We start from the raw sequence: 12,811 nt of genomic DNA on the forward strand, positions 1-12,811 counted from the left end.
GTGGCGCGCTTGGCAGCCTGCTCCGCGCTGGACTACGCTTGGGACGCGGGTGCGGCGCGGGGCCGGCCCGCGTGAATCACACAAGACACAGAAAGACACAGAAAGAACAATAAGGAGTCATGCATGCCCGCATTCCCGGCCGGCGCGCTGTCGCGCCGCATCCTGTCCTGTCTCGTTCCCGTCCTTGCCGCGCTGGCCCTGGTGGCCTGTGACGGCGGGTCGAACACCATCACCATCGACCCGCCGGCACCGCCGCCGGATCCGGAGCCCCTCGGCGAGTTTTCCGCCACGGTGGTCTCCAGCCCGCCGGATGCCGTGAGCGGCGGCACCGCCCGCGTCGGCATCGACGCCCCGGCGGCGCTGCCCGACGAGGACATCATCGTGGAACTCGACGGGGAGGACATCAGCGACCGCTTCCGGGCGACGGGAGGCAAGTACCGCCTCATGGGGCGTGTCGAGGGCCTGGCAGAGGGTGAGAACCGGCTGCGCGTCACCAGCGCCGGCGAGCCGGTCACGCCCGCGGAGCTGACCCTGGTCAATCACCCGGCGACCGGGCCCATCTTCTCGGGCCCGCAGCAGGCGCCGTTCTTCTGCGCCACGGATGACGACCGCGCCAACCTGGAGCTCGGCCCGATCCTCGACGAGCAGTGCAGCGTGGAGCGGGTGGTGAGCTTCAAGTACCGCACCACGGAAGGCGCCTGGGCAGACTGGGAGCCCGGGCAGGAGCGGCCGGAGGACATGGCGACCACCACCACCATCGACGGTGAAACCGTGGACTTCATCGTGCGCTGGGAGCGCGGCACCATCAACCGCTTTCTCTATTCCCTGGCGGTACTCGTGCCCGGCGGCGACGTGGACGGCGAGCCGGACCTCGGCGCCTGGAACCGCCGCCTCATCTACTACTTCCAGGGCGGCGTGGCCATCGGCCACTACCAGGGCGACCCGAGCCAGCGCCGCGCGCTCTACGCGGACGGCCTCGGTGCCGGCTATGCCATCGCCTATTCCACCGGCACGAAGACCGGTACGCACTACAACCTCGAACTCGGCGGCGAGACCGCCATCATGGTCAAGGACCGCTTCGTGAGCGCCTACGGCATGCCGGACTACACGGTCGGCGTGGGCGGGTCCGGCGGGGGCATCCAGCAGTACGTCTACGGGCAGAACCACCCGGGGCTCATCGATGCCGGCGTGCCGCAATACTCTTACCCGGACATGATCACGCAGACGATCCATATCGGCGATTGTGAACTGATCGAGCGCTGGATCGACTTCCAGCTGCAGGCGGACCCGAACTCGAAGTGGGCCGACTGGAACAACCGCAGCTGGCTCATCGGCCTCAACGCCAACAACGAGGTGCCGAACGACGTCATCGACTTCGGCCTCACCCCCTGGGTGCCACCGGGCTCGAGCGAGTGCACCGCGTCCTGGCGCGGGCTCTCGCCCCTGGCGCTGAACCCGAATTTCGGCACCGTGCCGGGAATCAGCGACGAGCAACAGGCCGAGGTCGAATGGACGCACTTTGCGGACCTGGTCAACATCTACGGCCGCGCGGACGATGGCTTCGCCCGTAGCACCTGGGACAACGTGGGCGTGCAGTACGGCCTGCAGGCGCTGCGTGACGGCAACATCACGCCGGCGGAGTTCCTCGACCTCAATGCGTCCGTCGGCTCCTGGAAACAGGAGGCGGAGACCGTGCAGGAGGGCTGCCCCTTCCTCATCGACCTCTGCTTTGCCCTGGACTTCGAGCAGCCGCTCTATCCGGACCAGATCGACCCCTGGAGCTGGCGCAACGCCAATGTCGGCTCCCTGGAGAACCCGGCGCCCCGGCGCGCGGCGGATCCCGGCGCCATCGAGCGGGCCTTCGAGTCGGGCATGGTAAACCGGGGGGAGATCGAGATTCCGCTCATCGATGTGCGGCCCTACCTCGAGGAGGAACTGGACATGCACAACACGCACCAGTCCTTCGCCGCCCGGCAGCGGCTCCTCAACCACGATGGTGATGCCAGCAACCAGGTGATCTGGTTCCAGGAGCCGAGCGAGGACGATATCGCGGCGCTGACCATGGAAGCCTTTGCGGTCATCGACGAGTGGATGGCGACTATCGCCGCCAACCCGGACCGCTCCGTGGGCGAGAACCGCCCGGCGGAGGCCGTGGATGCCTGCTTCGATGCCGGCGGTGCGGTGATCGCTTCCGGCGACGATGTCTGGAGCGGCATCCTCGACGACAGTGAGCCGGGGACCTGCACGGCGCAGTTCCCGGTCTACAGCACCTCCCGGATCGTGGCCGGCGCGCCGATCACCGGCGACGTGTTCAAGTGCGAGCTGCAGCCGGTGGCCGAGGCGATCGACAGCGGGGTCTATGGCGACTGGACGCCGGGCGCCCAGGAGCAGGCAACGCTCGAGGCCATCTTCCCCGACGGCGTCTGCCGCTACGACTGAGCCGGGCGATCAGCCCCCCAGCCCCGTGGCGCGCAGCAGCGCCGCGGTGGCGATGCCCGCCGCGATGGCGGGCATGGGGCGACCCAGCACCAGCATCAGGACCGCCGTGGCCGCCAGGGCCACGCGCCCCGCGACGTCCGCCTCGAGGGCGACCGGTACGATCACCGCAACCAGCACCGCCCCCGACATCCCGTCGATGAAACCGCGTACCCGTGGCCGCAGCGGCACCAGCGAGGTGATGAAAACACCGCCCAGGCGCGTGCCGAGAGTCACCAGGCCCATGAGCAGGGCGATGATGAGCGCGCCGCTGCCGTCGGTAGCCATCATGACGGGGTGCGCTCCAGCCAGAGCGCGCCGACGATGCCGCCGGCGAGGGCTCCGAGGATCACGTGGGTATTCGGCGGCAGCCAGCGCCAGGCGGCATAGGCAGTGGCGCCGGCGGCGACCCAGGTCACGGCCCGGCGCAGGTTACGCTTGCCCACGAGCACCATGGTCAGCATGAAGCAGCCCATCACCATGTCGAGGCCGAAGGTCGCGGGCTCGGGAATGCCCGCCCCGAGCAGAAGCCCGGCGATGGTCCCGGCCTGCCAGGTCGTCCACAGCGCGAGGCCGCCGCCGACGAGGATGCCGAGATTGTTGCGGCCCTGCTGCAGGTCGTTCAGGTTCATCGCCCAGTTGGCGTCGGAGAGCAGGGCGACGGACGTGTAGCGGCGCCCCGGGGGCAGGAGCCGCAGCCAGGGGTAGAGCGTGGCGCCCATGAGCAGCATGCGGCCGTTGATGGCCAGTGTCGTTGCCAGCAGGGGCAGCAGCGGCACCTGGGCGCCCCACAGGTCGAGGGCGGCGAACTGCGCCGTGCCCGCGAAGACCACCGCGCTCATGACGATGATCTCGAGCTCGGCCAGCCCCGTCTCCCGCGCGGCCAGGCCCAGGGCGAGGCCGAAGACGAAGACGAAGGTGGAGATGGGCATCATGCGCCAGAAGCCCGCGCGGCAGTCCGCGAAGGTCAGGCTGGGCGCGTGTTGCGGATCCATGGCGAGGACTCCCGGGCAAGGGCTGGCTTGAAAGGCGGCGTTAACGGCGACCATAACGGCGGCGTTACAAGGGACGCGTACTTTACCAGCGCCGCGCGGACGCTGCAGGGCGACAGCATCGGTCGCACCGTGGCAAGCTCTGGACCGGGAGCCCCAGGAGGAAAGCAAGCGATGCCGGGACACAGCCTGCGACCGGGCCTCGCCGCCGGCCTGCTGGTGCTGCTGACGGCCTGCCAGGGCGGACCGCGCCCCGCCCCGGACGATCCGTTCGCCCGCTGCGAGGCCCTTTTTGCCGCGCAGGACCAGGCCGTCGAGGCGGCGGGAAGCGGGCGCTCCCATCCCCATCGCATCGCGGGCTTTCCCTACCTGCGGATCACCCGCCTGCTGGCCAGCTACCGCGCTGCCGCCGAGGACCCGCTGCGGGTCGAGGCATGGCTCTCGAGGCTGGCGAAGGCGGACGCGCGGGCCCGGGCCTCGGAGCTGGCGCTCCTGGGGCCCGCGGAGCGCGAGCAGCTGGAAACGGGTTGGTCAACCGATCTCGGGACGGCAACCGCGCAGTGCCGGGAGCGGCTGCTGGCGCGGGACCGCGCCTCCCCCGGGCGCCTCGCGCTGCTTGCTGAGCGGGCCGTGGTACCGGGCGAGTACAGCACAGCCGCGCGGGTGCTGGGCGCTTATCCGCTCGCCGCCATCGGCCTTCGCGCCGGGATACTGCGCTGGCACGAGGCAGTCCGGTCGCGCTGGCAGCTGCCGCGCGAAGCGCTGGCCGGCGGCCTGCCACTGGAGCGCTATGTGCCCGTGGCCGGAACCGAAACCGAAGCCGGCGCGGTGCCGCGCGATGCGCTGGGGCTGCCGGCACCGTCTGCGGCCCGGCTTTCGGCGCTCCTCGACCGGCACGCGCCGGTCTGGGTCATTGCCACCGCGGGCGCGGCGGACCGGCCCGGTGTTCCGCGCCATACGCACGCCGGGCCGACCGTCATGACCGCTTTGCCGACGGTCTACCGCTACCCGTCGCTGACCCGCTTCCGCGGGTCGGCGCGGCTGCAGCTCAACTACCTGGTCTGGTTCGGCGCGCGGCCCCCGGAAGGCCCGCTGGACCCGCTGGCGGGCGCCCTGGACGGCGTGATCTGGCGGGTGACCGTGGATGAGGACGGCGTGCCCCTTGCCTACGACAGCGTCCATGCCTGCGGCTGCTACCATCTGCTATTCCCGGCGGGTGAGCTGCGCCCGCGCGTTGAACTCACCTCGCTGCCGGAGCCGCCGCTCGTGCTGCCGGCTCTGGCGCCGCCCGGGCCGGGCGAGCGCATGCACCTGTTCCTCGCCAGTGGCAGCCATTACCTCGAGCGCGCCTGGCCGGCGCCGCCGGCGGGCGGACAGCGCTATCGGAGCGTCGACCGGGAAGCGCTGTACCGCATCGCCGGGCCCGGCGGTAAGCGCAGCCTGTTTGACCCGGACGGGCTGGTGCCGGGCACCGGGCGTGGCGAGCGCTGGTTCCTCTGGCCCAGCGGCGTGCGTTCGCCGGGCGCCATGCGCGAGCGCGGCCGCCGGGCCACGGCCTTTCTGGGTCGGCGCCACTTCGACGACCCGTTCCTTCTCGACACGGTTTTCGCTACGCCGGAGGGCATGAAGCCGTAGCGGTCAGCCGCTCTGCAGCGCGTCCCGGCGCCGGAAGAGCAGCAGCGCGATCATCGCGCCGGCCGCGCCGAAGGCGGTGAGCACGACAGGAAAGCCGAGGCGGTCCGCGGCGGTACCCATGACCAGGCCGCCGAGGGCCGGCGCGCCCATGGCGAGCACGGTCCACAGGCTGAGGACGCGGCCGCGGAAGGCCTCGTCCACGGTCAGCTGCGCCAGTGCCTGGCTGCCGGTCCCCGCCATCGTGGTGATAAGGCTGATCAGGGCGATGAGGCCGCAGAAGGCGGGCAGGCCGTTCAGGAGCGTTGCCAGGCCGAGGGCGACGCCACCGCAGCCGAGGGCGGCGGCGACCAGCCCGAGGAGCCGCGTCTCGCGGCCGCTCTGGCGGCTCACGATGAGTCCGCCGGCGATGGATCCGGCGCCGGCGCTGGCGGTCAGTGTGGCCAGGGTGGTGGAGTCGCCGCCGAGGAGCTGGCCGTTCAGGGCCGGCAGCAGCTCGATGACCGTGCGGCCGAGGAGCCCGTTCAGCAGGGTGAAGGCGAAGATCAGCCGGATGCCCGGGTGCTGCCGGGCATAGGCCACGCCTTCGCGCAGCTGGCGGGCAAAGCTGCCGGCGGCCCGGGGCGGCGGCGCCTCCACATCGCGCAGGGATGCGAGCACCGGCAGCGCGCCGGCGAAGAGCAGGCCGGCCACCGTGTAGGCCGCGGCCACGGAAAAATGGGCGATGAGCCAGGCACCCGCGGCCGGGCCGAGGATGCGCGCCGTGTTGAAGGTCATGGCGGAGATGCCGATGGCGCTCGGGAGGGCGTTGCGGCCGACGAGGCGCGGAACGAGAGCGAGGCGGATGGGCGTGTGCGCGGCGGTGGCGGCGCCCAGGGTCGTGGCCAGTACCAGCAGCGTCGGCAGCGTGAGCAGCCCCAGGGCTTCTGCGACGCCGGCGGAAAGCGCGATGAGCGCGTGCGCCGCGAGGGTGGCCATGATGCCGTTGCGGGGGTTGATGCGCTCGGCGAGGATCCCGAAGAGCGGCGACAGCAGGAAGGTCGGGGCCAGCATGAGGCCGGCAACCACGCCGACCCAGAAGGCGCTCCCGGTCAGCGCCCAGGCGCTCCAGCCCACCAGGAAGCGCACGATCCAGCTGCCCAGGGTGGAGAACAGGCTGGAAGGAAAATAGCGGGCGAAACGCGGCTCCGTGAAGGCGGAGCGGCGCTCGCCGGGGGCATTGGCGGTCTGGGGCACGGGCTTCCCGGCAGGAAAAGGGCTGACACTATACCGCAGGGCGCCGCTACAATCGCCGCATGGCATTCCTCAGACACCTGGCCCCCCGCCGCCACCCGGTCGCCTGGCTGCTGCTCGCCGCCGGACTCGCCCTGGCTGCCCTGTGGCACCTCGAGCAGGCCCGGGAAGGGGTCGAGACCCGGCCGTTCAGGGCCGGCGACACACCGGGGACGCTCTACCTGGCGAGGGATCGCGAAGGCGCCGCGCCGCTGGTGGTGGTGGCCCATGGCTTTGCCGGTTCCCGGCAGCTCATGCAGGCCCTGTCCTTCCACCTCGCCCGTGCCGGTTATACCGTCGTCGCCTATGACTCGGAGGGGCACGGCCGCAACCCGCTTCCCATGTCCGGCGACGTGACCGCCATCGATGGCACCACGCGCCTGCTGGTCGCGGAACTGCGCCGCGTGGTCGACGCCGGCCTGGCCCTCGCCGAGAGCGACGGCGGGGTCGCGCTTCTGGGCCACTCCATGGCCAGCGACATCGTGGTGCGCAGCGCGCTGGCCGACGCGCGCGTGGACGCCGTGATTGCCGTGTCCATGTTTTCCGAGGCCATGACGGCCACGGCGCCGGCCCGGCTCCTCATGGTGAGTGGAGCCTGGGAGGGGCGCCTGCGCGCCGTGGCCCTCGACGCGGTGCGGCAGGTCGACCCCGACGCGGAGGAAAACGAGACCGTCGGCACCGGGGCCGTGCGCCGCCGCGCGGCCGTCGCGCCGGGCCGCGAGCACCTCGGCGTGCTCTACAGTGCGACCACGCTTGAGGAAACGACGCGCTGGCTCCACGACACCTTCGGCCGCGACGGAGACCCGGCCCTACGGCCGACCGGCGCCTGGATCCTCGTTCTCCTCGCCGCCATCGTCCTCGCTTTCAGGCCGGTGACCCGGTGGCTGCCCGCGCCGCTGCCACCGCCGGCCGAGGCGACGCCGCGGCGCTTCCTGCTCGCGGTGGCGGCGCCGGCGCTGCTGGTGCCGCTCGTCGCCGTGGCGGCCTACCGGCCCTTCCTGCCCGTGCTCGTTGCCGACTACCTCGCGCTGCACCTCGCCCTCTACGGCGTGCTGCAGCTGGCGGTGCTCGGCCGCTCACCGCTCGCGGGCAGCCGCGCCAGCGGGCGCGCGGTGGCACTGCTGCTCCTCTGGGGCGTGGGTTTCTTCGGGCTGGCGCTGGACCGCTATGCGGCCAGCTTCCTGCCCAGCGGTGAGCGCTGGGCGGTGATCGCCGCCCTGGCGCCGGGGGCTGTTCTCTTCCTGGTGGCCGATGCGGTGGCCACGGACGCAGGGCATGGCAGGGCCTGGCGCCGCGTGCTCGCGCGCTTCGGGCTCCTGCTTTCGCTGGCGCTGGCCGCGCTCCTCGATCGCGAGCGGTTGGGCTTCGTGCTGCTGGTGCTGCCGGTGGTGCTGCTGTTCTTCTGCATACACGGCCTTATGGGCCGCTGGGTGGCGCAGCGCGCCGGCCCCCTCGGGGCGGGGGTCGGCCTGGGGCTGGCCCTGGCCTGGGCACTGGGGGTGAGTTTCCCGCTGTTTGCGGGCGAGCACTGAAGGCGCGCGGCTAAGCCGCCCCGGCGAGCTTCAGGCGCAGGCGGCGGAGCCAGGACAGGCGCTCGATAAAGAGTTTGCCGTCGAGGTGATCCATCTCGTGCTGCAGGGCAACGGCGTGCATTCCCGCCAGGTCCTTCTCGATGGTTTCACCGTGGATGTCGCGGGCGCGCAGGCGGACCTGCGTGTGGCGCACCACGTTGCCGACGATGCCGGGCACGGAGAGGCAGCTTTCCTCGACCAGGCCGGGTTTTTTCCGGGCCAGGATCTCCGGGTTCAGGTAGACCTCCGGAGCCGAGTGATCCTCCGACAGGTCCATTACCAGCACCTGGCGCAGGTCGCCGACCTGCGGTGCCGAGAGGGCGATGCCGGTGCTGCCGTAGAGGGTGTCGAGGAGGTTGGCGGCGAGCTCCGCCACCGCCGGGCCGAAGTCCGTCACCGGCGCGCAGGGCGTGTTCAGGCGCGGGTCCGGGTATGCGAGAACCGGTAGCTTGGCCATGGCGCTTTCCTCAGCCGGCGCCGCCGCGGGCGGCGAGGGCGGCATCCGGTGCCGCCGGGCGTCCCTCGAGCACGGCGCTGCGCGCGTGGCGCAGCAGCGGGATCGTGGCGACGATGGTCAGGGCGAGCAGGGCCAGCTCGATGGCGTAGACGATCGCGTAGCCGGCGGCGGCGCCGCTGAAGCCCCAGGGCAGGCTGGCGCCCGAGAGCGCCGCCGTGGAGATGTCGCGGATGGTGCCGGCGAAGGCCAGGGCGAGGCCGGCGGCGGTGGCCTGCACGGCGCCCCAGGCACCGAGGGCGAGGCCGGCCTGGGAGACCGGCGCCCGGTTCATCGCGGCGGTGAGCGTGCCGTGCGCGAAGAGGGCGCCGCCGTAACCTATGAGGAAGTTGCCGACCAGGAAGAACGGCAGGAGCGCCGTGGGGACCGAGGCCAGCACCAGGGCGAAGGCGGGCAGACCGATAAGCGCCCCGGCCCGGGCAACGGCGTAGGCCTCCATGCCGCGCTGGGTGATCCAGACGGCCGATGCGAAACCGGCGAGGCCGCCGACGGCGAACAGGGCGGTGAGTTTGGTCGTATAGCTCACGGACAGCCCGAGGACCTCGCCGCCGAAGGGCTCGAGGAGCACGTCGGCCATGTTGAAGGCGATGGTGCCGAGGCCGACGATGGTCAGGCGCAGGATGGCACTGCTGCCCTCGCAGAACTTGGCCCAGGACTCGGCAAAGGTCGGGTCGTCCTGCTGGATAGCTGCGCCCCGGGGCGGGCGCCGCGTCTCCTGTTTCCACAGGGAGAGGATGTTCAGCGCCACGGTGGCCACGGCGGCCCCCTGGATCACCTGGATCAGCCGGCCCGGCGAGAAGTTGGCCAGTGCCGCGCCGAAGAGCAGCGCCGTGGCGATCATGCCGAGCAGCTGCATGACATACATGAGCCCGACGACCTTCGCGTGCGATTCCTGCGGCGTCAGGTCCGTGGCGAGGGCCAGGCCAGCGGTCTGGGTCACGTGCACGCCGGCGCCGACTAGCAGGAAGGCCAGGGCGGCGGAAATGTAGCCGACCCAGACCGGCGCCGTCGCCGCCTGTTCCTGCCCCGCCAGCACGAGGATGGCGAAGGGCATGATGGTAAAGCCGCCGAACTGGGCCAGGGTGCCGTTCCACATGAACGGGACGCGGCGCCAGCCGAGTTCGCACTTGTGCGTGTCGGAGCGGTGGCCGATGAGCGCGCGGAAGGGCGCGAAGGCCAGGGGCAGCGCCAGCATGATGCCGACCAGGGAGGCGGGTACGTCGAGCTCGACGATCATCACGCGGTTCAGGGTGCCGACCAGCAGGACGAGGGCCATGCCGACGGAGACCTGGAACAGCGACAGGCGCAGCAGCTTGGACAGGGGCAGGTCCGGCGTGGCGACGTCGGCAAAGGGCATGTAGCGGATGCCCGCTTCTGCCCACGCGCGCATCATCTTGCGGCCGAAACGGTTCATTCGGGTTCCGCGATCCTCGCTGCTGATGGCCGGCGCCGGGATGCACCTGCCCTTTTATCGTCCGCAGAGGCTAGCAACCGTGGCGGGGAAGCGTCAAGTCAGCTTGTCACTGTTCAGTGTCTAGGCGGGCTTACGTTGACTTGCCGCAAAGGCCCGCTGCGCGGGCAGGCAAAAGAAAACCCGGCCGAGCTACCTCGACCGGGTTTCGTGGCCCGCCGGGTGGGCGGGTTCAGTCCTGCTGGTTGCTCAGCAGTTTGAAACCGAAGCTGGTCTTCCAGGGCTTGTCCTTGGACAGCGTCTTCATGCCGATCTTCGACGACAGCCACTCGGGGTTGTCGATGAGCTTGACGTTGAAGGTCAGCTTGTCTTTCAGCTGCACCGGGAACAGCGTCCAGTTGGAATCCTTCAGCGGGTTGTCCCCGGAGAGGAAGCTCAGGCGGTTCTCCAGGCAGGGCATGCCGATGAAGTCGGAGAACGGCGACGGATTGTCCGGCTTGGCTGTATCCAGCACCTCCGCCGGCGCTGCGCCGCAGCCATCCATGATCTCGTTCGCCCGGACGAGGTACCCGTAGGGCGCGCCCACGACCACCACGGACTTGCCACCGGCCAGGGCCCGGCTGCAGAGGATGGCGCGGGTGATTTCCAGTTCGCCGGCTGCGCTGACCTTCCCGACCAGTTCCTCGGCGCTGACTGCCGTGCTGGCTTCCGCGGCCGGTGCGGGCGCGTCGGTGTCGCCTTCATCTTCCTGCGCTGGCGCGGCGGCCGGCGCTGCCGCCGGCGCCATGACGAAGATCTTGTCCGGGTCGTAGCCGGCTGCTTCAAGCTTGTGCGCGGCGTCGCGGGCCTGATCTCCGCTTTCGAAAATTCGTGCCACAGGTTTCATGGTGGACCTCCAGAAACAGTGATGGGGACCTAGTGCCTTGCGACAGCGCGACTCCCCCGACACGCAGCCGTTGTCACCGGCGGATGGCCGATGATGAATTCGAGTGTACCGTGTTTTCCTCCCCTCGGCGCTGGTGGCCCACGGTCAGGCTCAACCGGCGTGAGGCGGGGGGCGACCGGGGCCGCCCCCCGAAAGTCCGCGGTTGCCCGCGGTAACTACGCCAACCTTAGCTGCCTGCGAAGAACGCCGCCATCCAGGGGACGTTGTTCAGCACTGAGGTGTGCACGATGAGCGAGATAATCGCTACCGAGCCCAGGAACAGCGGCAGGCCAACGGTTGGGTTAACAACGCACCAGATTCTTCCTTGGTTCATGGTTTCTCCTCCTTAGCCGAGCCACGGCGTGAGTACGGCCGCGAGAATGTGTGCGAGTACCGCGATGGCGAAGAACACGCGCGCGCCGTCAATGACGTGCTTGTGCAGTTCTTCGGACTCTTTGATCGTCAGGCCAGTCGGCCATACACGATCGGGATCGTTGATATCAGTTGCCATATGTTGTCTCCCTCAATATAGCGGTCTGAACCTGAGTTAGCCTTCGTGCTACCCCGCTTGAGCAGGAGAGCCCGGTTGAAACAATCAACCGGGCGCCACAGCCAGTTCTCCAATTTCCCTTGAAGAACCTGTCCCGGCTACCACTAAAGCTAGCAACGTCCGCCGAAAGTGTCAACAAAACTTGTCGTCTAAAACTGTCAAATCAAATTGACACAGGACAAGGTTTCAGCCGATGGGGGCTCCCGGTGCCGTGCTCCGTCGAAGTGCCCGGTCGCCTGCCGCAGGGTGACCCCCTACAATGAGGCCACCTGCCGCGCTATCCGCGCGGGCGCCGGTTCGGGAGCCTGGCACCGCAACCCGCCCCGTAACGACAGCACCGGAAAGAGCCGGAAAAAACCGGAAAGAACCGGAAAGAATAAGGATATCCGCCATGATCCCGCCCCTGCACCGCGCCCGCCGCCTGGCCGCCTGTCTTCTCGCCGCGCTCGCCGCTGCCGGCGCCGCTGCCGCCGACACGCCACCCTGCGACGCTGTCGACGGGCTGGTGCCGGTGTGCGGTTTCGTCGGTCCCGAGGATATCGTGCGGGCGCCGGGCGGCCGCTACCTGGTCGTCGGGCAGATGGGCGATCCCGGCGGCCTCGTGCTGGTTGATACGCAGGCGCCGGGAGCCTCCGCGGTCACGCCGGCGATCGCGCCGGCCGATGGCTGGGGCGACCCGGCCTGCCCGCCCCCGGAGAGCGCCCTGCACCTGCATGGCCTCGACCTCTCGCGGCGCGGCGACGACCGCTGGCAGCTGCTCGCGGTGAACCACGCCGGCCGGGAATCCGTTGAGTTCTTCGAGCTGTCGCCGGGGGAGCCGGGCGGGGAAGTGCCCCCGCAGCTGGCCTGGCGCGGTTGCGTGGAGGCGCCGCCCGAGGGTTACTTCAATGACGTGGCCGCGCTGCCGGAGGGCGGTTTCGTCGTCAGCCACATGGCTCCGCGCAGCGCCGAGCTGCGCTCCTTTATTTTTGCCCTCTTCGGGCGCGACACGGGCTTCGTCTACCGCTGGGATCCGGCGACGGGTTTCAGCGAGCAGCCCGGTACGGCCAGCCGCTACCCGAATGGCGTCACCGTGTCGCCGGATGGCAGTGCGCTCTACCTGAACGAGTACCTTGCCGACCGCATGCGCAAGATAGACCTCGCCACCGGTGAGCGGCTCGGCGAGGTCGCGGTGGAGAAGCCGGACAACGCCAGCTGGGCGGCCGACGGCCGCCTGCTGATCGCATCGCACCACGCCGGCCTGTTCGCGCTCCTGGGCTCGCTGCGGCAGCCGCGGGACGAGGTCAGCCTGCTGCCCTTTTCCATCATCGCCGTCGACCCGGACACCCTGGCCAAGGAGACACTCTTCCGCCACGAAGGGCCACCGATGGGGGCCGGGACGGTCGCCGTGGATGCCGCGGGCAGCCTGTGGATCGGTTCCTATGTCGGCGACCGGGTGCTGCGGGTGCGCGCCCCCTAGGGGAACGCAC

The 12,811-nt window shown here is 70.3% G+C and carries 12 protein-coding genes; 4 read left to right on the top strand and 8 right to left on the bottom strand.

The window, feature by feature from the left end; translation table 11 throughout:
* The first annotated feature begins 123 nt into the window (after positions 1–123).
* The gene (locus ACX93N_RS06030; protein WP_459427503.1) at positions 124–2,439 is read left to right on the top strand and encodes a DUF6351 family protein; all 2,316 of its coding nucleotides are present in this window, start codon (positions 124–126) and stop codon (positions 2,437–2,439) included.
* Between the two features lie 9 nt (positions 2,440–2,448).
* On the opposite strand, the gene ACX93N_RS06035 is transcribed toward ACX93N_RS06030, so the two are convergent.
* Together ACX93N_RS06035 and ACX93N_RS06040 are read right to left on the bottom strand one after the other, a co-directional pair.
* Positions 2,449–2,766: an AzlD family protein gene (locus ACX93N_RS06035; RefSeq protein WP_459427504.1), complete on the bottom strand. Its 318-nt coding sequence runs from the start codon at positions 2,764–2,766 to the stop codon at positions 2,449–2,451.
* Entirely contained in the window at positions 2,763–3,470 is a 708-nt protein-coding gene (locus ACX93N_RS06040; RefSeq protein ID WP_459427505.1) for an AzlC family ABC transporter permease, read from the bottom strand. The genes ACX93N_RS06035 and ACX93N_RS06040 overlap by 4 nt, the downstream gene beginning before the upstream one ends.
* A gap of 171 nt (positions 3,471–3,641) precedes the next feature.
* Here ACX93N_RS06040 and ACX93N_RS06045 point away from each other — a divergent pair, with 171 nt between their 5' ends.
* Positions 3,642–5,102, top strand: a complete 1,461-nt coding sequence (locus ACX93N_RS06045; RefSeq protein ID WP_459427506.1) for a hypothetical protein — start codon at positions 3,642–3,644, stop codon at positions 5,100–5,102.
* A gap of 3 nt (positions 5,103–5,105) precedes the next feature.
* On the opposite strand, the gene ACX93N_RS06050 is transcribed toward ACX93N_RS06045, so the two are convergent.
* Positions 5,106–6,335, bottom strand: coding sequence for an MFS transporter (locus tag ACX93N_RS06050; protein WP_459427507.1), 1,230 nt, complete (start codon positions 6,333–6,335; stop codon positions 5,106–5,108).
* A gap of 59 nt (positions 6,336–6,394) precedes the next feature.
* Here ACX93N_RS06050 and ACX93N_RS06055 point away from each other — a divergent pair, with 59 nt between their 5' ends.
* Positions 6,395–7,903, top strand: coding sequence for an alpha/beta fold hydrolase (locus ACX93N_RS06055; protein WP_459427508.1), 1,509 nt, complete (start codon positions 6,395–6,397; stop codon positions 7,901–7,903).
* Between the two features lie 10 nt (positions 7,904–7,913).
* Here the strand turns inward: ACX93N_RS06055 and def are convergent, their stop codons facing one another.
* The 5 genes from def to pufB form a co-directional block, all read right to left on the bottom strand.
* A complete protein-coding gene (gene def / locus ACX93N_RS06060) occupies positions 7,914–8,399 on the bottom strand; it encodes a peptide deformylase (RefSeq protein WP_459427509.1) in 486 nt (161 codons plus the stop codon).
* A 10-nt stretch (positions 8,400–8,409) separates the two neighbouring features.
* Positions 8,410–9,870, bottom strand: coding sequence for a BCD family MFS transporter (locus tag ACX93N_RS06065; RefSeq protein WP_459427510.1), 1,461 nt, complete (start codon positions 9,868–9,870; stop codon positions 8,410–8,412).
* 229 nt (positions 9,871–10,099) lie between these two features.
* Positions 10,100–10,744, bottom strand: a complete 645-nt coding sequence (locus ACX93N_RS06070) for a hypothetical protein (RefSeq protein ID WP_459427511.1) — start codon at positions 10,742–10,744, stop codon at positions 10,100–10,102.
* Positions 10,745–10,979: 235 nt separating this feature from the next.
* Positions 10,980–11,126, bottom strand: coding sequence for a light-harvesting protein (locus tag ACX93N_RS06075; RefSeq protein WP_459427512.1), 147 nt, complete (start codon positions 11,124–11,126; stop codon positions 10,980–10,982).
* A 12-nt stretch (positions 11,127–11,138) separates the two neighbouring features.
* Positions 11,139–11,303, bottom strand: a complete 165-nt coding sequence (gene pufB / locus ACX93N_RS06080) for a light-harvesting antenna LH1, beta subunit (RefSeq protein WP_035517902.1) — start codon at positions 11,301–11,303, stop codon at positions 11,139–11,141.
* Positions 11,304–11,733: 430 nt separating this feature from the next.
* Between pufB and ACX93N_RS06085 the strand changes: the two genes are divergently transcribed.
* The gene (locus ACX93N_RS06085; RefSeq protein ID WP_459427513.1) at positions 11,734–12,801 is read left to right on the top strand and encodes an SMP-30/gluconolactonase/LRE family protein; all 1,068 of its coding nucleotides are present in this window, start codon (positions 11,734–11,736) and stop codon (positions 12,799–12,801) included.
* The last annotated feature ends 10 nt before the right edge of the window (positions 12,802–12,811 follow it).

Source organism: Pseudohaliea sp. (genome assembly GCF_054552115.1).

Coding starts and splice junctions, on each gene's coding strand:
- ACX93N_RS06085 (WP_459427513.1), top strand. CDS start 11,734: ATGATCCCGCCCCTGCACCGCGCCCGCCGCCTGGCCGCCTGTCTTCTC.
- ACX93N_RS06065 (WP_459427510.1), bottom strand. CDS start 9,870: ATGAACCGTTTCGGCCGCAAGATGATGCGCGCGTGGGCAGAAGCGGGC.
- ACX93N_RS06040 (WP_459427505.1), bottom strand. CDS start 3,470: ATGGATCCGCAACACGCGCCCAGCCTGACCTTCGCGGACTGCCGCGCG.
- ACX93N_RS06030 (WP_459427503.1), top strand. CDS start 124: ATGCCCGCATTCCCGGCCGGCGCGCTGTCGCGCCGCATCCTGTCCTGT.
- pufB (WP_035517902.1), bottom strand. CDS start 11,303: ATGGCAACTGATATCAACGATCCCGATCGTGTATGGCCGACTGGCCTG.
- ACX93N_RS06035 (WP_459427504.1), bottom strand. CDS start 2,766: ATGATGGCTACCGACGGCAGCGGCGCGCTCATCATCGCCCTGCTCATG.
- ACX93N_RS06075 (WP_459427512.1), bottom strand. CDS start 11,126: ATGAACCAAGGAAGAATCTGGTGCGTTGTTAACCCAACCGTTGGCCTG.
- ACX93N_RS06045 (WP_459427506.1), top strand. CDS start 3,642: ATGCCGGGACACAGCCTGCGACCGGGCCTCGCCGCCGGCCTGCTGGTG.
- def (WP_459427509.1), bottom strand. CDS start 8,399: ATGGCCAAGCTACCGGTTCTCGCATACCCGGACCCGCGCCTGAACACG.
- ACX93N_RS06055 (WP_459427508.1), top strand. CDS start 6,395: ATGGCATTCCTCAGACACCTGGCCCCCCGCCGCCACCCGGTCGCCTGG.